This window comes from Rhodoferax sp. BLA1 (genome assembly GCF_013416775.1).
Classification (GTDB): Bacteria; Pseudomonadota; Gammaproteobacteria; order Burkholderiales; family Burkholderiaceae_C; genus Rhodoferax.
This window is the reverse complement of the sequence record NZ_SZVI01000013.1, coordinates 300,216-319,917: the sequence shown is the minus strand read 5'-3', so window position 1 is coordinate 319,917 and position 19,702 is coordinate 300,216. Positions and strand designations below refer to the sequence as shown.

Sequence of the window (19,702 nt, the reverse complement as noted above, 5' to 3'; positions counted from 1 at the left end):
GAATAAAGGGCAGATAGCTATTTTTTGAATAGTATTTAGTCGGGTATGCCCTATGCCATGTGCAAGCCCACCAACAACATGTCAATGAGTTTGATACCCACAAAAGGGACCACCAAGCCACCCAAACCATAAATCGCCATGTTCCGGCGCAGCAGCGCCGCCGCACCCACCGGGCGGTAGGCCACACCCTTGAGGGCCAGCGGGATCAAAAACATGATGATCAGCGCGTTAAAAATCACCGCTGACAAAATCGCTGAATTCGGGCTGCCCAGCTGCATCACATTGAGCGCACCCAATTGCGGGTAGGTCGACACAAAAATGGCCGGGATGATGGCAAAGTACTTGGCCACGTCGTTGGCAATCGAGAAGGTGGTGAGTGAGCCGCGTGTCATCAACAGTGCCTTGCCGGTCTCGACAATTTCCAGCAGCTTGGTGGGGTTGGAGTCCAGGTCCACCATGTTGCCGGCTTCTTTGGCGGCCTGGGTGCCGCTGTTCATGGCCACCGCCACATCGGCTTGCGCCAGGGCGGGCGCGTCGTTGGTGCCGTCACCGGTCATCGCCACCAGGCGGCCTTCAGACTGGTATTGGCGAATCAGCTTGAGTTTGTCTTCGGGCGTGGCCTCGGCCAAAAAGTCGTCGACACCGGCCTCGGCCGCAATCGCCGCCGCCGTGAGTTTGTTGTCCCCGGTGATCATCACCGTTTTGATGCCCATACGACGCAGTTCACCAAAACGTTCCTTGATGCCACTTTTGACAATGTCTTTGAGCTCCACAATGCCCAGCACCCGGCTGCCATCAGCCACCGCCAGCGGTGTGCTGCCGCGCCGTGACACCTCGTCCGAGGCACGTAACACTTCGGCAGGCACATGGCTACCCAGCGCCTCCACATGTTTACGAATGGCGTCCACTGCCCCTTTGCGCAGTTGGCGCGTGCTGCCATCGTGCTGTTTGGCATCCATGCCGCTCATGCGGGTTTGCGCGGTGAAAGGCACTTCCAGCGCCTCACCCGTCAAAACCTCATTGGCACCCAGGCGCTGGGCCAGCACCACAATGCTGCGCCCCTCGGGGGTTTCGTCAGCCATGGAGGATTGCGTTGCACAGTTGGCCAGTTGCACCTCAGACACGCCTGGTGCGGGCAAAAAGGCTGAGGCCTGGCGGTTGCCGTGGGTGATGGTGCCGGTTTTGTCCAGCAGCAGCACGTCCACATCCCCTGCGGCCTCCACGGCCCGGCCCGAGGTGGCGATCACGTTGGCCTGCATCATGCGGCTCATGCCGGCCACACCCACGGCCGACAACAGGCCACCAATCGTGGTTGGGATCAGGCACACCAGCAAAGCAATCAAGGCGGTGAGGCTGACCACCGTGCCAGAACCCGAAGCTTCCACGCTGAAGATGGAGAACGGCAGCAGCGTGGCGGTGACCACCAAGAACACCATCGTCAGCGCCACCAGCAAAATGGTCAAGGCAATTTCATTCGGTGTTTTCTGGCGCTTGGCACCTTCCACCATGCTGATCATGCGGTCCAGAAAAGACTCGCCCGGGCTGACGGTGATACGCACCACCAGCCAATCCGACAACACCCGGGTACCGCCCGTGACCGAGCCAAAGTCACCGCCCGACTCACGCACCACGGGCGCCGATTCACCGGTGATGGCACTTTCATCCACGGTGGCCACACCTTGGATCACTTCACCGTCCAGCGGGATCATCTCGCCGGTGTCCACCAGCACCACGTCCCCTTTGCGCAGGTTTTCGGCTTGCTCAGGCAACCAGGTCGAGCCGTGCACCGGTTCCTTCAGCTTCTTGGCCCAGGTGCTGGTTTTGAGGCCACGCAGCGATGCGGCTTGCGCCTTGCTGCGGCCTTCGGCCAGACTCTCGGCAAAGTTGGCAAACAGCACGGTGAACCATAACCAGGCCGAAATGGCCAGGTTAAAGCCTGCGCCCTGCTGCGCCTGCAGTCCCAGCAGGGTGGTCACGATGCTGCCCAGGTAGACCACAAACATCACCGGGTTGCGCCACTGCACACGCGGGCTGAGTTTGGTGAAAGAAGCCAGAACAGCGGGCTTGAGCAGGGCAGCATCCAGCAGTTTCAGAGTTGTTGTTTTCATAAGAATGACTCGCTTTTTTTTTGTATCTGCTTCACGCAGCAGGCCACAACATCAGGTGCTCGACCACCGGCCCCAGCGCCAGTGCTGGCACATAGTTCAACAAACCCACCAGCAACACCGTGCCGATCAGCAGGAAGACAAACAAAGGGCCATGCGTCGGCATGGTGCCCACGGTCACCGGCAGCCGCTTTTTGGCCGCCAGTGCACCGGCTATTGCCAGCACCGGCACGATCACACCAAAGCGGCCCAGCCACATGGCAATGCCAAGCAGCGTGTTGTAGAACGGTGTGTTGGCCGACAGGCCAGCAAACGCGCTGCCGTTGTTGTTGGCCGCCGAGCTCAGGGCGTACAACACTTCTGAAAAACCATGCGGACCCGGATTGGCAATGCCCGCCGTTCCAGCGCCTGCCATGAGTGCAATGGCGGTACCTGCCAGCACCAGGATCGGTGTCACCAGGATCGTGATCGAGGTGAGTTTCATCTCATGCACCTCGATCTTTTTGCCCAGGTATTCGGGGGTGCGCCCAATCATCAGGCCCGCGATGAACACCGCCAGGATGGCAAATACCAGCATGCCATACAACCCGCTGCCGACCCCGCCAAACACCACCTCACCGAGTTGCATCAGCACCATCGGCACCATGCCCCCCAACGGGGTGAACGAATCGTGCATGGCATTCACCGCACCACACGAAGCGGCGGTGGTGATGACGGCAAACAGGGCCGAGGCGTTGATGCCAAAACGGGCTTCTTTGCCTTCCATGTTGCCACCGGCCTGCAACAGGCTACTGGTTTGGTCCACACCCAAGGCAGAGAGCAGCGGGTTGCCTGCCTGCTCGGCCGGGGTGATGGAGATCACGGCCAGAACAAACAGCATCGTCATCGCTGCCAACACAGCCCAGCCTTGGCGACGGTCACCCACTTCACGCCCGAATGCAAAACACAGCGCGGCCGGGATCAGGAAAATGGCCAGCATTTCCAGCAAGTTGCTCAGAGCAGTCGGGTTCTCAAAAGGATGCGCCGAGTTGGCGTTAAAAAAGCCACCACCATTGGTGCCCAGCATCTTGATGGCTTCCTGCGAGGCCACCGGCCCCATGGCCAGGGTTTGTGTGCTCGTTTGGGCGGTTTCCATCACCGACTGGCCCTTGTCATCCTTCAGGGCTTGGCCGTCTGTGCTCAGCTTGGCTTGTTGGAAGGTGTTGACCTCCAGCGTGGTGGCCTCCTTGTAGGCATCCAAGTTCTGCACCACACCCTGGCTCACCAGAGCCAGAGCCAACACCAGCGACAGCGGCAACAAAACCCAGGCCGTGATGCGGGTGATGTCCACCCAGAAGTTGCCAATGACCCCGGTGGCGCGAGCAGCAAACCCTCTGATCAACGCAAACACCACGGCGATGCCGGTGGCCGCTGACAAAAAGTTCTGCACCGCCAGCGCCAGCATCTGGGTCAGGTAACTCATGGTGGACTCACCGCCGTAACCTTGCCAGTTGGTGTTGGTGACAAAACTGATGGCGGTGTTGAAAGCAGAGTCTTGCGATACCGCGGCCATACCTGCCGGGTTCAGTGGCAGCCAGATCTGCAACCTTTGCAGCGCATACACCACGATCACCCCCAGTCCATTAAAAACCAGCAAGGCCAGCGCATACTGCGCCCAGCTCATGGAGCGATCAGCCGCTGTGCCAGCCAAGCGGTAGAGCGGTGCCTCCACCCGCTGCATCCAATGTGGCAACTGGCCAGAAGCGATACGCGCCAACCAGGTTCCCAGCGGCCAGGCCGCAACCAGCAACACTCCAAGAAAAAGAGCCAACAGGCCCCAGGCAGATGGGCCCATCAGAACTCCTCGGCGCACAGCAGCGCGTAAACCAGATACACCAGCAACAAGGCCACACACAGGCCCGCCGCGCCATACAGGGTAGACAGGCTGATCATGCTGGCTGCCCCTTGCCAACCTGACCCAGTCGCTCAAAACCTTGAACGAGTAGGGCGGTCACAGCCCATAACAAGGCCACACCGGCCAGAAACACCATATCCATGCTTTTTCTCCTGTCAACAACGATGGGAGAAGCTTATTTTTGTGAGCGTAAAAACGGGGAAGAAAGGGGGGATGGCGCCGTAAAAAAGGCGTAAAAATGAGGCCCTGGAGTGGCCTCCACGGGGGTTTGCTGGCCTGTATCTGTCAAGGCCGCTCAGCCGGTTTGAAGACCCGCTGTCAGACGGCTGCCGTGCTGCTATGGGCCCGGCGCAACACGATGTTGGCGCACAGGCCGCCGCCGTTGGCGTTGCTCAGGTCAAAGGAGCCCCCCATGCGTGAGATGGTTTGCTCCACAATCGCCAGCCCCAGCCCGGTGCTGTTGGCCGCCGAGCGGGCCGAGTCACCCCGGAAAAACGGTGTGGTGAGGTGTTTGAGTTGCTCGGGAGGCACACCGTTGCCATGGTCACGCAGGCGCAGCAGCACCTTGTCGTTGCTGTAACGTGCCGAGATGTCCACCCGCGCCAGCTCTGTGCCCTCGGACTTGCCATAACGGGCGGCGTTTTCCAGCAGGTTCACCAACGCGCGTTGCAACTCCACCGGGTCGGCCAACACCATCAGGCCGTCTTGTAAGGCCAGCTTGAAGTCGAGGTCGCTGCGTTTGCGCAGTGGCTCCAGACAGCTTTCTACCGTCTGGTTGAGTGACACCGGCACCAGCCGCATGTCGCCTGGACGGGCGTAATCCAAAAATTTGCCGATGATCGCGTCGAGTTGTGCGATGTCGCCCGACATCGCCTCACGCGCTTGGGCGTCGGGCACACTCATTTCTGCCTCCAGCCGCAGCCGCGCCAGCGGGGTGCGCAGATCGTGCGAGATGCCGGCCAGCATCACCGTGCGGTCCTGTTCGATCTGCGCGAGTTTGCGTGTCATGCGGTTAAAGCCAATGTTCACTGCCCTGATTTCCTGGGTGCTGACGGTCTCGTCCAGCGTACTGGCCTCAAAGTCACCTTCGTGTACCCGGCTGGCCGCCAGCGACAGGTCTTTGAGCGGCCGGTTGATCAGGCGTGCAATACCCGCCGCGCCAGCCAGTGACAGCACCGCCGCAGTCAGCAACCAGACGGTCCAGGTCTCGCTGGTTGGCTGGTCAAACCGGTTGCGCTCGGTCTGTAACCAATAACGGTCCTTGTCGATGGAGAAGCCCACCCACAGCCCCTGCACCTGGTTGACACTGCTGGCCACAATGGTGTCCGGCCCCAGCCGCGACTGCAGTTGTGCAACCACATGGCGGTTCAGGTCGGTGGCCGCAAACACCTCAAACTCATCCCTGGGCTCACGCAGGCGGATGGTCAGGTGCTCCTGGTCCTTCATGGTCTTGAACAAGGACACCCTGGCAATCGCGTCCGAGTGCATCACCGCAGCACGGCTCAGGTTCACCACCGAGGCAATCTGATCCGCCGTTTGCACCGCACGGGGCTCAAACTCCATCTGCAGCAGGGTCTGGGTCCAGGCAATCACGCTGCCCAGCAACAGCAGCGCCAGCAGAAAAAAGGTGCGCCAGAACAGGCTCAGGGCGGGTTTGCGGGCACGTTTTGGGCCGCTGTCTTGTGGCACAGACGGACTACTAACTGTTGTCATCAGGAATGAACACGTAACCCACGCCCCACACGGTCTGGATGTAACGCGGCACCGATGCGTCTTGCTCAATGAGTTTGCGCAGGCGCGAGACCTGCACGTCCAGGCTACGGTCAAAAGGCTCGAAGTCGCGCCCGCGCGCCAGCTGTGCCAGCTTTTCGCGCGACAGCGGTTGGCGCGGGTGCCGCACCAGGGCCTTGAGCATGGCAAATTCACCGGTGGTTAAGGCCAGCTCTTCGTCACCTTTGTGCAAGGTGCGCGCACCCATGTCGAAGCTGAACGGCCCAAAAGTGACCACCGCCTTGTCGGCCGACGGTGAGCCCGGCGCCTCCACCGGCGGGCGTCGGCGCAGCACCGCATGGATACGCGCCAGCAACTCGCGCGGGTTAAAGGGTTTGCCCAGGTAATCATCGGCGCCCACCTCCAGCCCGACGATGCGGTCAATGTCTTCACCCTTGGCGGTCAGCATGATGATCGGGGTGCGGTCATTGGCGCCACGCAGACGCCGACAGACCGACAAGCCGTCCTCACCTGGCATCATCAGGTCCAGCACAATCAGGTCCACCGGCTCGCGCCCCAGCACACGGGTCAGGGCCCGCCCGTCTTCGGCCAGCAGCACCTCAAAACCTTCTTGCGTCAGATAACGGCGCAGCAGGTCGCGGATGCGGGCATCATCATCAACCACCAGGATTTTGTCGACACGGGAATTTACAGCCATACTACGATCCACTTGATTTGTAACAGCCGCAATTGTTGCGTGCGTTGTCGCTGCTGAAGCCTTTTTTGGCGCCGGATTCACACGCTGTTACAAATTCGGCAGGCTTTTTACCCGTTTTGGGCCTCTTGTTTATTGGAAAATTTACCTTGAAAAAATTATCAAAATTAGTAGCATGCTGTGCTGTGTTGACATGGGCTAGCGCTTCTTTTTCTCAAGTAACTTCGGCACCTTTGCCGATGCAGCGGGTGAATTTGGCGGCACAGGCCAGCGTACAGGTGGCGCAAGACCTGCTGACCATGTCACTGAGCACCACCCGGGAAGGCAGCGACCCGCAGCTGGTGCAGTCTCAGCTCAAAAACGCCCTGGATACCGCCCTGACCCTGGCCAAAAAGGAGGTCCGCCCGGCCGAGATGACGGTGCGCACCGGTCGCTTTGGCCTGGCACCACGTTATGACCGCAATGGCAAGATCACCGGCTGGCAAGGCAGCACCGAGCTGGTGCTCGAAGGCCAGGACTTTGCCCGCATCAGCGAAACCGCCGGCAAACTCAGCACCCTGACGGTCTCTGGCGCCAGTTTTGGCCTGACCCAGGCGCAGCGCCAGAGTGCCCAGGCGCAGGCGCAAACCCAGGCGATTGCGCTGTTTCGCCAGCGTGCCACCGAGATCGCCAAGGCCTTTGACTTCAAGAGCTACAGCTTGGGGGAAGTCTCGGTCAACTATGACGAAGGTGGGCCGATCTTCCAGCCACAAATGAAGGCGGTGCGGGCCATGGCGGCTGAGGACGCGTCGGTGCCGGTGGAGGCAGGTATGGCCTCGGTGTCGGTCAATGTGTCTGGCTCGGTCCAGCTTCAATGAATGTGGCGATAGGCCGGTTTGAGCGCCGGCGCATGTTGGGCCAGGGTGCGCAGGCCGAGGTGTGGCTGTCGTTTGACCCACGGCTTGAGCGTGAGGTGGCGATCAAGCTCATGAAACCGGCGGCCCAACCCGACAGCGGACTGGTCACCCAGTGGCTGCAGGAGGCGCGCAGCGTCAGCCGCCTGACCCACGTCAACATCGTGCCGGTGTTTGAGGCCGACGTACAAGACAACCAGCCCTACCTGGTGTTTGAATATGTGCCGGGCCTGACGCTGGCCCAGCAACTGGCCCAGCACGGCGCCCTGGCGCCGGTGCAGGCGGTGGCGGTGATGCAGGATGTGCTGGCCGCCTTGGTGGCCGCCCATGCCAGTGGTGTGGTGCACCGCGACCTCAAACCCTCCAACGTGTTGCTGGACCGCGCTGGCCGCGCCCGCGTGATGGACTTTGGTATTGCGGCGCGCATCAGCCAGCCAACGCAGCCCCCGGACCGGGTTGAGGTCGCTGGCACACCCGCCTACATGGCGCCAGAGGCGGTGCGCGGTGAGTCCATCACCCCTTTGATGGACGTCTACAGCGCGGGCTTGCTGCTGGGTGAGTTGTTGTGGGGCAAACCGATCCGCGACAAAGCCAATTTGCAGCAGACCCTGCAAAAAATCAGCATCGAGCCGCAGGCTTTTCCGCCGGACCTGATGGCGCGCCTGGATGACGGCTTGCGCTCGGCCTTGCTGACAGCCACCGCCGTGGCGGTGGACCAGCGTTACCCCAGTGCCCAGGCTTTTCTGGATGATCTGCTGGTCTGGTCGGGCCAGCACAAAGACAGCGCCGACAGCGAGCTGCCCACCCCCACCGGCAAAACCAGCAGCACGCTGGACTTTTTGTTGCGCCGCATGCGCAACAAAAGCGATTTCCCGGCACTGTCCGAATCGATTGGCCGCATCCAGAGCATGGCCAGCTCGGACAAGGAAAGCATCAACAGCGTCACCAACGAGATCCTCAAGGACGTGGCACTGACCAACAAGCTGCTGCGCCTGGTCAACAGCGTGCATTATTCACGCGGCAGCAGTGTCGGCACGGTGTCGCGGGCGGTCAGCCTGGTGGGTTTTAACGGTATCCGCAATATGGCGCTGAGCTTGGTGCTGCTGGAGCACATGCAGGACAAGGCCAACGCCCATCTGCTCAAAGAAGAGTTTTTGCGTGCGCTGATGGCTGGCGCCATTGCGGCCGCGCTGTGCCCCACCCAGACCGAAGGGGAGGACGCTTTTATTGGTGCGCTGTTCCAGAACCTGGGGCGCATGTTGTCGCAGTTTTATTTTCCAGAGGAAGCGCTGGCGGTGCGCCAGCTGGTGAGTGCACCGCGTGACGCGATCAGCGAGGAGGCCGCCGCCACCCGGGTGCTGGGCCTGAGTTACGAGGCGCTGGGCCTGGGTGTGTGCAAAGCCTGGGGCCTGCCCGAGAGCATTCAGCGTTGTGTGGTCAAACCCACGGGCACACCGCCCAGCCTGCCCATCAAAGACAGCCAGAGCCGTTTGCGCTGGAGCACCCGTGTCGCCAACGAGATGGCCGATGCGGTGTTGCACACCGATGCCAAGGTGGTCGATGTGCGCCTGGGCCAGGTGGCCAAAACCTATGGCCGGGCCCTGGGTATGACCACCGAACAGCTCAACGCCGCCACAGCGGTGGCGCGCAAGAAGCTGCTGGAGCTGGCCCAGGCCATGGAGATCACCGTGCGACCCGACTCCTTGGCCGCACACCTGCTCGATCACAAGCTGGATGCTCGGCAGCAGGAGCCCAGCAGCCTGGTGGTCGACCCTGAGGCCGACACCCTGAACGCCAACGCCTTGCATGCCACTCAGATCATGACCCAGCCGATGCCCACGCAGGTCAGCTCGGAGCCCACCGGCGCCATCCTGACGCTGGCCCAGCCCGGCACCGACAGCCGGGCGCAAACCCTGACCGCCGGTGTGCAGGACATCACCAACGCCATGGTCGACGACTTCAAGCTCAGTGATGTGCTGCGCATGATCATGGAGGCCATGTTCCGTGCGCTGGACCTCCACCGCATCGTGTTCTGCATGCGCGACCCCAAGACCGACACCCTTACCGGTCGTTTCGGTCTGGGCGTGGGGGTGGAGGCGGTGGTCAAACAGTTCAATGTGCCGCTGCGCAGCAACGGCACACCCGACCTGTTTGCCACCATTTGTCTCAAGGCGGCCGACACCCTGATCAGTGACGCCGCCGACCCCCGCATCGTGCAGCGCCTGCCTGCCTGGTACATCCAGGCCTACAACGCACCGACGTTTCTGGTGTTGCCGCTGGTGCTCAAGGGCAAACCTTTTGGTCTGATCTATGCCGACATGGCGCACAAGGGCGGCCTGTTGGTGGACGAAAAAGAACTCTCTTTGTTGCGCACGTTGCGCAACCAGGCGGTGATGGCGTTCAAGCAGTCGGCTTGATTGCTAGTGATTTTGGCCTCTGGTCCTTTTGGAATAAGGGTCTATAGCTATGTATTTGAAAGTGATTTGTGGTGTTTTGACGGGCAAGTGCACCGGTGTAATGGTGCAGGTGGGGGTTTTTCGCGCAGCGGTGATGCGCTCACACAGGAGGTTGTACCGTGACATTCAAACTCTGGTCGATTGGCTCGGCCGCTGCCAAGCACGGTGAGACCGCCGCGCCGGTATGGCGTTTGCTGGCGTTTAACGATTTACGCGTGTACGAGTTATACGAGGTGCTGCGCCTGCGCAGCGAGGTGTTTGTGGTGGAGCAGCAGTGCCTGTTCCAGGACATGGACGGTGCCGACCGACAGGCGATGCATTTGCTGGGCGTGCAACATGGTGAGTTGCAGGCCTATGCGCGCTGTTTTGAAGCCGGGGTGAAATTTCCCGAGGCCAGTTTCGGGCGGGTGCTGACGCGCCCGAGCGCCCGTGGCGGCGGTTTGGGCCACGCCCTTGTCACCCAGGCGATTGCGGCTATCAGCCAGGTCTGGGGCCCGCAGCCCATTCGCATCGGCGCCCAGTTGCAACTCACGCACTTTTATGCCCAGCACGGTTTTGTCGACACCGGTACCCACTACCTGGAAGATGGCATACCGCACCTGGAGATGCTGCGCCCCGAGTGACGGCGCTTATACCGTCGGGTTGCGCGGGCAGGGCAGCAGGATGTCGAAACGGGTGCCGCTGGGGCCGGTGGTGAACTTGATGTGCCCGGCCATCTGTTCCATCAGCTGGTTCACCGTGGCTAGGCCAAAGCTCGGCTGGCCCCGGTTGCTGCGTGCTGCGTCCGGGGCGCTTTCATACAGCTGGGCTTGAATGGCTTCTTTGGTGCTGGTGGCGCTGTCTGCCACCGTGAGCACGGTGTAGACACCCCCATCGCGCTGCACCAGACCGCCGCCGTTGACCATGATTTGCCCGCCATCTGGCATGGTTTCGCAAGCGTTTTTGATCAGGATCAGCAGGATCTGCTTGATTTTCCCGGGTGTGCCTTGCACCCAGGCGGCGCGGTTGGGCATCTCGGCACTGACCTCGATGTTGCCGGGGATGAGCTGGCGGTGTTGCAGCAGCTGCACCGTGTCACGCACGGCCAGGCTCAGGTCAACCGGCACCATGGTGGTCGGCTGTGGGGGCTTTGACAAGGCCTCAACCAGCAGATCAACGGCCTGCGCCACGCGTTTGAGCTCCAAGTTTTGCGCCTCTTTGGCCGACAGGGTCTGGCCGGAGCGGTTTTTGTCGGACAGGCGTCGGCGCGACAGGGCCAGACCGGCATACACCCCAAAGGCCTGCAAGGTCGGCAGCTGGCTTTTGAGATGCTGGCTCAGCTCAGGTGGCACGCTGGCCGCCAGCACGCCCAGGCACTGCTGGGCGGTGAGCAAGGGCAGTAGCACAACTTCGTTGGTGTCCATGACATCGAGCAGGATGCTTGGCGACAGGCCCTGGCGTTTGGAAAACACCACCTTGCGCTGTGTCATACAGTGCGCCATCGGCGGGTCAAGCGCCACCTCGAACGCCAGCGGTGTGGCGGCCAGGTGGCGCTCGTTCATCGACACCGGCACCAGCGTGTGCTGGTTGTCACGTGTGAGCATCACCATCGCGTCTTCGAGCTGGAGCAGGGCGCTGGCGTGTTGGCGCATCGAGGTCAAGGCGGCGTTGGTGCTGGTCAGGTTGATCAGCGTCATGGCCATCTCGTTGAGCACACTGCGGTCCAGCACATCACGCGCCAGCGCGCTCTGGTCGGCATCGAGCGGCTGGGGCCGGGTGACGGCCAGGCTGGCGGCGCTGGGCTCACCGGCGTCCGAGATGTCCACCCCCAGATCGCGGGCGATCTGTGCCACCTGGGTGGCTGCGGTTTGCAACAGCTCACTGATGTCTTGCAGCGTCAGGCTGTGTTCACTGGCCCAGGCGGGGGCCACCTCGGGTGGCTCTGGCGGCAGCGCTTCGAGCAGGTGGGCCAAGTGGATCAGGCGCGTGAGTGGTTGGGGCTCTGCCAGTTGGGCCGTTGGGGTGTGGTGCGCCAGCACACTCTGCGTCATCGTTCGGCTCAGGTGCCAGTGCGTCAGCAACCAGGCGCCTGCTTCGGCGTGGGTGGTTCCAAGCTGTTGCTGCTCCTGGCTGCACAGGCTGGCGTCGTCGGGCCAACCAAACAGGGCGCCGTAACGCTCGGGCACCGCCACCAGCAGGGCCAGACGGCCCACGTCGTGCAACAAACCGGTCAGGTAAGCTTCTTCTGCCCCGACACGGTCCTGGCGCTCGGCCAGCGCACGCGCCAGCACCGCCACACTCAGGCTGTGTTTCCAGAATTTACGCAGGTCAGCGCTGGTGGTTTGCCGGAAGGCGTGGAAAGTTTGAAACACCGACTCACTGATCGCCAGCACCTTGATCAGCGCCATGCCCAGCGTGCTGGTGGCTTGCAACAGGGTCAGGGTTTTGGCACTGCTGCGGTAATAGGCGGCACTGTGGGCCACCGACAAGACCTTGGCCGACAGGCCGGGGTCACTGGCAATCAGCTCGGACAACTCACCCATGCCCGCGTCGTCCGACTGGCACAACACCATCAGCCGCATCAGCGTTTGCGGCGGGCTGGGCAGGCGTGCGACCAGCAGCCGTTGGTGGATGTCTTCAGGCGGTAGTTTCACAACAGGCCTTGGTTCAGACTAGCGAAAGCGCCGGGGAACTGGATGCATGTTCTGCCTGCAGGGGGTGGGTGTGTTGATGCAGCTTACCCCAGTATTTTCGGTGCAGCTCAGTGCATCCCCAAAATTTGTGTCTGACAAAAAAAGTAAGGGATTGTTAACAATGTTGGGGTTGTCCACCCAATTTGCAGGCTCAGTGAATTCTCTGGCTGTCCAGCAGCCCCATCAGGGCGCTTTGTGGCATCGGCCGGTGGTAGTAAAAACCTTGGAAAGTCTGGCAACCGGCCTGCTCCAGGTAACGTTGTTGCACCTCGGTCTCGACCCCTTCGGCCACCAGTTTGAGGCCCAGGCCTTTGGCGATGGAGATGATCGCCAGCACCACCGGGAACTGCAGGGTGTCGTCTTCAATCGGCATGACAAAGGAGCGGTCAATCTTCAGCACATGGATCGGGAACCGATGCAGATACGCCAGCGACGAGTAGCCGGTGCCAAAGTCATCAATCGCCACCCTGACCCCCAGCTGGCACAGCTTCTGGAGCTGGTCAATGGCCGCCTGCGGGTTGCGGATGCAGATGTTTTCGGTGATCTCGACCTCCAGCTGCGAGGGCGAAATCTGGTAACGCTCCAGTGTGTTCTTGAGCTTGTCGTAGAAGTCGCCCCGGTCCAGGTAATGGGGCGAGAGGTTGATCGAGAGGTAAGGGCGGTCTGCGCCCAGGGTGTTCCAGGCCAGCAGGTCCCGGCACACCGCCTCGAGCATCCAGTCGCTGATAGCAATGATCAGGCCACTTTCTTCGGCATAGGGCAAAAATGCACCCGCGCCCAGGAAGCCGCGCTGCGGATGGTTCCAGCGCATCAGTGCCTCGGCACCAATCACCTTGCCACTTTTGGCATCCACCTGCGGCTGGTAATACATCTCCAGTTCACCCGCCAACAGCGCCAGGCGCAAGCCACTTTCGACAGAGATCTGCTCAAAACTCTGGTTGAGCATCGACAGCTCAAAAAACTGGTAACCGTTGCGCCCGGAGGACTTCTTGGCATGCATCGCCAGATCGGCGTTGCGGATCAGCTCGTCGACACTTTCGCCGTCTTTGGGGTACACCGCCACACCAATGCTGGCGGTGATGTGCACGGTTTGGCCCCCCAGGGCAAAGGGTGCACGCAAGGCGTCCAGAAAAGCCTGTGCCACCCGCGTCGGGTCTTGCACCGAGTCCAGCTCGGGCAACACCACATTAAATTCGTCGCTGCCAAAACGCGACAGGGTGTCGCTGTGGCGCAGGCAGCCTTTGAGCCGAATCGTGGCTTGCTGCAACAGCTCGTCACCGAGCTGGTGGCCCAGGGAGTCGTTGATCACCTTGAAACGGTCTAGATCCACAAACATCACGGCCAGACCACCTTTTTTGCGTTTGGCCTGCAACAGCGCCAGGTTAAGCCGGTCTTTGAACAAGACCCGGTTGGGCAAATCGGTGAGGATGTCGTAATAGGCCTGGTAGGCGATCAACTCGTCGGCGCGCTTGCGGTCGGTGATGTCGCGTGCCACACCGTAAATGCCCATCTGCTCCAGGTTCTGCGGCACCCCTTCGGTGCGCATGACCTGGGTGGTGAACGACACACTCATGAGTTCAACGCTGAAGACCCGCCCCTCATCTTCCAGATGGCGCGACTTGAGCCTCAGTTCGATGTTGCGTGACCAGCGCTGCTGCTGTTGCCCGTCGCTGAACACGTAGTTGGCACGTTCCAGATCACGCGTATGCACCATGTCGGCATAGTGTTTGCCAATCAGTTCTTCGGCATTAAAACCCAGCAGCGGGTGAATCCGGTTGTTGACAAAGGTCAGCTTGCCCTGGTGGTCGAGGGTGAAGATGATGTCGGGTGAGCTGTCCACCAGGTAGCGGTAAATACGCTCCGAACTCTCCAGCCTGCCGGCAATCTGCTTGTTCTCGGCTTCCAGTTGACGCTGGTGCAGGGCGTTTTGCACCGCCTTGATCAATTCCTCGCGCGGGTAGGGCTTGCGCAGGTAATCGTAGGCGCCGCGTCGCAGCGCTCCAATGGCCGCCTCGATGCCGACGTCGCCGCTGGTGACGATCACGTTGGCGTCGATCTGGTGCAGGTTCATGTAGTCCATGACCTCATGCCCTGAGATGTCGGGCATGCGCAAGTCCAGGATGATCAGGTCGAAGCTATCGCTGCTGAGCCGCTCAATCGCCTCGGTGCCATTGTTGGCGGTGACCAGGATGAAGCCGCGGTTATTGAGCAGGTCACATAGGCTTTGCAGCAGCCTGGGTTCGTCATCCACCAGCAGCAGTTTGGCCGGTTTGTGCAGGATCTGGGTGGTTTGCAGCCCACGTGAGGCCAGCGTGAAATCCCATTGAAGTGGACTTAAGTTGCTCATTGAACCTGGCTTTTGGCATGCCGTGCTGGCAGCAAAATTTCAAAGACGGTTCCCAGTGCGGAGCTTTTGCAGGTGATTGACCCCTGCAGCTTTTGCACCAGACCATGGACGATGCTCAGGCCAAGGCCGCGGTTGTCGCCTGCCTTGCTACTGCGCACCGGTGAGAAGAGTTTGGCCAGCACCTCGTCGGGCAAACCGGGGCCGTTGTCCCGGACCTGCAGCGAAAAATACTCGGCGCCGCCACGTTGTGTGATGCCGTTGTTGATGACCTCGATGCGGCCCCCTTTGGACAAGGCCTCGACCGCGTTCTTGATGAGGTTGACAAAAATCTGTTTGACCACGCCGCTGGTGCCTGAAATGGTGCTGGCTTCGTCTGGCACCACCGCCGCAATTTGCACCGTGGGTGGCAAAAACCGGCTCTCACGGAACAGACGCACGATGTCGCTGATCAGCTTGTTGACATCGATCAGGGTGTCGGGCGCCGGAGGCGTTACCCGTGCGAACTCCTTGATGATGCTGCCCACGCGGTCGATTTCCTCGTTGAGGATCGACAACTCGGCGCCCACCGGCTCCTGGCGCGCCAGCTTGTCGTCCAGCACGCCCAGGTAGTTCTTGATGATCGACAGCGGGTTGCTGGCCTCGTGCACGATTTTGCGTGATTGTTTGATGTGTTCTTCCTGCAGCGTGGCGATGCGCCGGTCCATTTCACCGCGCTCTTTGGCGGCGGCCTCCATGGCGCTGGCGGCCTGGTTGCCAAACACCAACAGGAATTTTTCCTGGCGCTGCAAATCCGACACCCGCCAGGCTTCCAGCCCGGCGATCAGCAGGCCCAGACTGCGGTTGCCCGACACCAGCGGCAGACACAACAGGCAGGGGCTGTTGAAGCTGCGCAGCAGTTGCTCTTCGGTCAGCGTCAGGCTGCTGCGGCCGCGCTCCAGAAAAGCCAGATGTCTGCTGGTCACCGAGTCGGCGATACCACCACCGGCCAGGCTGATGGAAAAGTCCGCCAGGCGCTGGCGCTGTTCACCCACCGAGGCACTGATCAGCGAGCGGCCGTTGTTGCTGACCAGAAACACCGCGGTGTCATCCAGGTCAAACAGGATGCGGGCGTTTTGCCGCACGCTGTCGAGCAACTGGGTGCCGTCTTTCTGGCGGGCAAACACCTGGCTGAGTTCGGCGCTCAATGCGCGGTTGCGGATTTCTTCGGTCAGGCGCTGCTGCACCGGGTTCACGGCCACCGGTGCTGCTGGCACCGAGACCGAGGCCACCAGCTCCGGCAGGCCAGTCAGGTTGATGCCCAGATGCTCTGCGGCCACCATCACCTGCGCCTCGCAGCTCTGGTAAATATCCAGCAGCTTGGCGTCGTCGATGCCACACACCGCGCCCATGTCCTCGGGCAGCGGGGTGCCCACCGGGTGGTCACTGAGCAAATGCGCCAGATGGATGATGCGGATCAGCGGGTGCGCCATCATGACGCGTGCCGGATTTTCGTGGTGGTAGAGCACCGCGTCGGCCAGAAACGAGTCCATCTCCCAGCGTTCGATCAGCCAGGCGCCTGCTTCGGCGTGTGAGATGTGCAGGCTCTTTTGCTCGGTGGCGCACAAGTCGCCGTCATCGGCGGTATAAAAATTGAAGCTGTAGGTGTCGGGTGCCGCTGCCAGCAAGGCCAGTCGACCCACATCGTGCAACAGTCCAGCCAGGTAAGCCTCTTCAATCTGCGGGTACTGCATCGCCTTGGCCAGATCGCGGGCGATGACTGCGGCGGCCAGGGAATGTTTCCAGAACGGGCGCAGATCGGTGCCGCCGGTGTGTGGAAAACCGCTGAAGGTCTGGAACACCGACTCGCTGATCAGCAGCGACTTGACCAAGTCTGCACCCAGTGTGGTCAGCGCCTGGGGCAGGCCCAGTTTGCGGCCACTGCGCTGGTAGGCGGCGCTGTTGGCCACTCGCAGCACCCGGCTGGTCATGCCCGCGTCGTTGGCGATCAATTTGGCAAGCTCAGTGATCCCAACTTCATCGGCCTGGCACAGGTCAATGAGCTTGATCAGAATCTGCGGCATGGTGGGCAGGCGCGCCACCAGCAAGCGGTTCCGGATGTCATCAGGATGAACAGAATTCACAAATAAGGTGGTATGCGGGCCCAGCTGGGAGCCCTGGTTATGTTCCATGTCGCAACGACTAAGTCAATATAACAGCAAGGGGTGAATTTTTACCACTTAGATGCAATTTGTATAGCAGATATATTGATATAGATCATGTGTAACCCTAAATCCTTTCTGTATGAGATGCTATCAAAACATGGAACACCGCCCAGTTGCTGGTGCTAGCCGACGGTCGCCCATGGATTGCAGCAAACAGCGTGCCTGAATCCAGGTGTTGCTCATAAACGACGCTGCCTTGTCCCTTGTGGCACACTCCCGCACCTGTTTGTTTTGGGGCCGGTCACCAGGTCGGCTAGTTGGTAAGTTATGCAGAAAATCATCGCGCAATTGGCGCAAGAAATACGGGTGCAGGAACGCCAGGTGGCGGCTGCGGTGGAGTTGCTCGACGGTGGCGCCACCGTTCCCTTTATTGCCCGCTACCGCAAGGAAGTCACAGGCGGCCTGGACGACATCCAGCTGCGTGAACTGGAAGCCCGCCTGAGTTATTTGCGCGACCTGCGCGACCGCCGCGCTGCGGTGATCAAGAGCATCGACGAGCAGGGCAAGATGACTCCGGCCTTGCTGGCCGCACTGCTGGCCGCACCCACCAAGCAGGAGCTCGAAGACCTGTACCTGCCGTTCAAACAAAAACGCCGCACCAAGGGCCAGATCGCACGCGAGGCGGGCATCGAACCGCTGGCTGATGCTTTGTTTGCCGACCCGAGCCTGGACCCGGCGGCGCAGGCGCAGGCCTATGTGAAGACAGAGAAAACCGAAGCCGGTGACGACTTCACCACGGTGCAAGCGGTGCTCGATGGTGTGCGCGACATCTTGAGTGAGCGCTGGGCCGAGGACGCCGCGCTGGTGCAAGACCTGCGTGGCTGGTTGTGGGAGCAGGGCCTGTTCAAGAGCAGCCTGATGGCCGGCAAAAACGAGTCTGACCCCGAGGTGGCCAAGTTCCGTGATTATTTTGACTACGACGAGCCGATTGCCCGCGTGCCATCACACCGCGCGCTGGCGGTGTTTCGCGGCCGTAGCCTGGAGATTCTGGAGACCAAGCTGGTGTTGCCAGAACCACCGGTAGCCAGTGGTCAAGCATCAAATCAGCCTTCAGCCCTTATTGATAAAGGTCCTGTAGTTACAAAAACAAGAGCAAGCCAGGTGGTCTCGCTGGCTGAAGGCCGCATCGCGCTCAAACTGGGCTGGAGCCACAAAGGCCGTGCTGCCGACGATCTGATCCGCAAATGTGTCGCCTGGACTTGGCGCGTGAAGCTGAGCCTGTCGACCGAGCGCGATTTGTTTGCGCGGCTGCGTGAGGCCTCCGAGGCGGTGGCGATCAAGGTCTTTGCCGACAACCTGCGTGACCTGTTGCTGGCCGCACCGGCCGGCCCACGGGTGGTGCTGGGGCTGGACCCCGGCATCCGCACCGGCGTCAAGGTGGCGGTGGTGGACGCCACCGGCAAGCTGGTGGACACCAGCACCGTCTACCCGCACGAGCCACGCAAGGACTGGGACGGCTCATTGCACGTTCTGGCTGCGTTGTGCCAAAAACACGGCGTGAATCTGATTGCGATCGGCAACGGCACCGCCAGCCGCGAGACCGACAAATTGGCCGCCGACCTCATCAAATTGATGGCTAAATCGCCTGCAGCCCAGAATGGACAAGGGCAGGTAGCTATTGAAAAAGTAGTTGTGTCTGAGGCCGGTGCCTCGGTCTACTCGGCCAGCGAATTTGCCTCACAAGAAATGCCCGATGTGGATGTGAGCCTGCGGGGTGCTGCCAGCATCGCCCGGCGCCTGCAGGACCCGTTGGCCGAGCTGGTCAAGATCGACCCCAAGTCGATTGGTGTGGGCCAGTACCAGCACGATGTGAACCAGAGTGAACTCGCCAAAACACTGGAAGCCGTGGTGGAGGACTGTGTCAACTCGGTGGGTGTGGACCTGAACATGGCCAGTGTGCCGCTCTTGAGCCGCGTCTCGGGCCTGAGTGCCGGTGTGGCCAAGGCGGTGGTGCGCTGGCGTGAGGCCAATGGTGCCTTTGCCAGCCGCCAGGATTTGCTCAAGGTCACCGGCCTGGGCGCCAAGACCTTTGAGCAATGTGCGGGCTTTTTGCGCATCCGTGGTGGTGCCAACCCGTTGGACATGACCGGTGTGCACCCCGAAACCTACCCGGTGGTCGAGCAGATCCTGGCCAAGACCGGTAGAGAAGTGGCTGAGCTGATGGGCCGTGCCGAGATGCTCAAAACCTTGCGCCCCGAGTTGTTTGCCAACGAGCGGTTTGGGGTCATCACCGTCAAAGACATCCTGGCGGAACTCGAAAAACCGGGCCGCGATCCACGGCCGGATTTCAAGGTGGCGCGTTTTAACGACGGTGTGGAAGACATCCGCGACCTGAAAGAGGGCATGATTCTGGAGGGCACGGTCAGCAATGTGGCCGCGTTTGGCGCTTTTGTCGACCTGGGGGTGCACCAGGATGGCCTGGTGCATGTGAGCCAACTGGCGCACAAATTTGTCAATGACGCACGCGAGGTGGTCAAGACCGGTGACATCGTCAAGGTGCAGGTGGTCGAGGTGGATGTGGCGCGTAAACGCATCGCTCTGACCATGAAGCTCGGCACGCCACCCGCACGCAGCGGCGCGGGCGACAACCGCTTTCAGGGTGCCAGCGCACAGCAGCGTTCGCGTGGCGCGGGGGCTGCACCACATGCGCCACAATCCACGGCTATGTCATCCGCATTTGCCAAACTCAAAGGCTTGGGAAACTGACAC

General features: G+C 61.1%; 12 protein-coding genes. 4 read left to right on the top strand and 8 right to left on the bottom strand.

What is annotated here, in order from left to right; genetic code table 11:
- Positions 1-50: 50 nt before the first annotated feature.
- The 5 genes from kdpB to ompR form a co-directional block, all read right to left on the bottom strand.
- Positions 51-2,108, bottom strand: a complete 2,058-nt coding sequence (gene kdpB, locus FDG13_RS16890; protein ID WP_180130867.1) for a potassium-transporting ATPase subunit KdpB — start codon at positions 2,106-2,108, stop codon at positions 51-53.
- Between the two features lie 31 nt (positions 2,109-2,139).
- Positions 2,140-3,939 (bottom strand): potassium-transporting ATPase subunit KdpA, encoded by a 1,800-nt coding sequence (kdpA, locus tag FDG13_RS16885; RefSeq protein WP_180130863.1) that lies wholly within the window; start codon positions 3,937-3,939, stop codon positions 2,140-2,142.
- Entirely contained in the window at positions 3,939-4,037 is a 99-nt protein-coding gene (locus FDG13_RS16880; protein WP_180130859.1) for a potassium-transporting ATPase subunit F, read from the bottom strand. Before FDG13_RS16880 ends, kdpA begins: the two co-directional genes overlap by 1 nt.
- A 280-nt stretch (positions 4,038-4,317) precedes the next feature.
- Positions 4,318-5,712 (bottom strand): sensor histidine kinase, encoded by a 1,395-nt coding sequence (locus tag FDG13_RS16875; protein WP_180130856.1) that lies wholly within the window; start codon positions 5,710-5,712, stop codon positions 4,318-4,320.
- Complete coding sequence (gene ompR, locus FDG13_RS16870) at positions 5,699-6,427, bottom strand: two-component system response regulator OmpR (RefSeq protein WP_180130851.1); 729 nt, start codon at positions 6,425-6,427, stop codon at positions 5,699-5,701. The genes FDG13_RS16875 and ompR overlap by 14 nt, the downstream gene beginning before the upstream one ends.
- A 296-nt stretch (positions 6,428-6,723) precedes the next feature.
- Here ompR and FDG13_RS16865 point away from each other — a divergent pair, with 296 nt between their 5' ends.
- The 3 genes from FDG13_RS16865 (at position 6,724) to FDG13_RS16855 (ending at position 10,396) form a co-directional block, all read left to right on the top strand.
- The gene (locus tag FDG13_RS16865) at positions 6,724-7,281 is read left to right on the top strand and encodes an SIMPL domain-containing protein (protein ID WP_370528245.1); all 558 of its coding nucleotides are present in this window, start codon (positions 6,724-6,726) and stop codon (positions 7,279-7,281) included.
- The gene (locus FDG13_RS16860; protein WP_180130828.1) at positions 7,278-9,734 is read left to right on the top strand and encodes an HDOD domain-containing protein; all 2,457 of its coding nucleotides are present in this window, start codon (positions 7,278-7,280) and stop codon (positions 9,732-9,734) included. The genes FDG13_RS16865 and FDG13_RS16860 overlap by 4 nt, the downstream gene beginning before the upstream one ends.
- Before the next feature lie 158 nt (positions 9,735-9,892).
- On the top strand, positions 9,893-10,396 hold the full coding sequence (locus FDG13_RS16855; RefSeq protein WP_370528244.1) for a GNAT family N-acetyltransferase: 504 nt from the start codon (positions 9,893-9,895) through the stop codon (positions 10,394-10,396).
- Between the two features lie 6 nt (positions 10,397-10,402).
- On the opposite strand, the gene FDG13_RS16850 is transcribed toward FDG13_RS16855, so the two are convergent.
- The 3 genes from FDG13_RS16850 to FDG13_RS16840 form a co-directional block, all read right to left on the bottom strand.
- On the bottom strand, positions 10,403-12,406 hold the full coding sequence (locus FDG13_RS16850) for an HDOD domain-containing protein (RefSeq protein ID WP_180130825.1): 2,004 nt from the start codon (positions 12,404-12,406) through the stop codon (positions 10,403-10,405).
- Between the two features lie 190 nt (positions 12,407-12,596).
- Positions 12,597-14,792 (bottom strand): EAL domain-containing protein, encoded by a 2,196-nt coding sequence (locus FDG13_RS16845; RefSeq protein ID WP_180130822.1) that lies wholly within the window; start codon positions 14,790-14,792, stop codon positions 12,597-12,599.
- Complete coding sequence (locus FDG13_RS16840) at positions 14,789-16,912, bottom strand: HDOD domain-containing protein (protein WP_370528243.1); 2,124 nt, start codon at positions 16,910-16,912, stop codon at positions 14,789-14,791. The genes FDG13_RS16845 and FDG13_RS16840 overlap by 4 nt, the downstream gene beginning before the upstream one ends.
- Before the next feature lie 348 nt (positions 16,913-17,260).
- On the opposite strand from FDG13_RS16840, the gene FDG13_RS16835 reads away from it, so the two are divergent.
- Positions 17,261-19,699: a Tex family protein gene (locus FDG13_RS16835; RefSeq protein ID WP_180130819.1), complete on the top strand. Its 2,439-nt coding sequence runs from the start codon at positions 17,261-17,263 to the stop codon at positions 19,697-19,699.
- Positions 19,700-19,702: the final 3 nt, after the last annotated feature.

Excerpts from the sequence above, each read along its gene's own strand:
- FDG13_RS16860 (WP_180130828.1), top strand. The coding sequence starts at position 7,278 with ATGAATGTGGCGATAGGCCGGTTTGAGCGCCGGCGCATGTTGGGCCAG.
- kdpB (WP_180130867.1), bottom strand. The coding sequence starts at position 2,108 with ATGAAAACAACAACTCTGAAACTGCTGGATGCTGCCCTGCTCAAGCCC.
- FDG13_RS16880 (WP_180130859.1), bottom strand. The coding sequence starts at position 4,037 with ATGATCAGCCTGTCTACCCTGTATGGCGCGGCGGGCCTGTGTGTGGCC.
- FDG13_RS16845 (WP_180130822.1), bottom strand. The coding sequence starts at position 14,792 with ATGAGCAACTTAAGTCCACTTCAATGGGATTTCACGCTGGCCTCACGT.
- FDG13_RS16875 (WP_180130856.1), bottom strand. The coding sequence starts at position 5,712 with ATGACAACAGTTAGTAGTCCGTCTGTGCCACAAGACAGCGGCCCAAAA.
- ompR (WP_180130851.1), bottom strand. The coding sequence starts at position 6,427 with ATGGCTGTAAATTCCCGTGTCGACAAAATCCTGGTGGTTGATGATGAT.
- FDG13_RS16835 (WP_180130819.1), top strand. The coding sequence starts at position 17,261 with ATGCAGAAAATCATCGCGCAATTGGCGCAAGAAATACGGGTGCAGGAA.
- FDG13_RS16865 (WP_370528245.1), top strand. The coding sequence starts at position 6,724 with ATGTCACTGAGCACCACCCGGGAAGGCAGCGACCCGCAGCTGGTGCAG.
- kdpA (WP_180130863.1), bottom strand. The coding sequence starts at position 3,939 with ATGGGCCCATCTGCCTGGGGCCTGTTGGCTCTTTTTCTTGGAGTGTTG.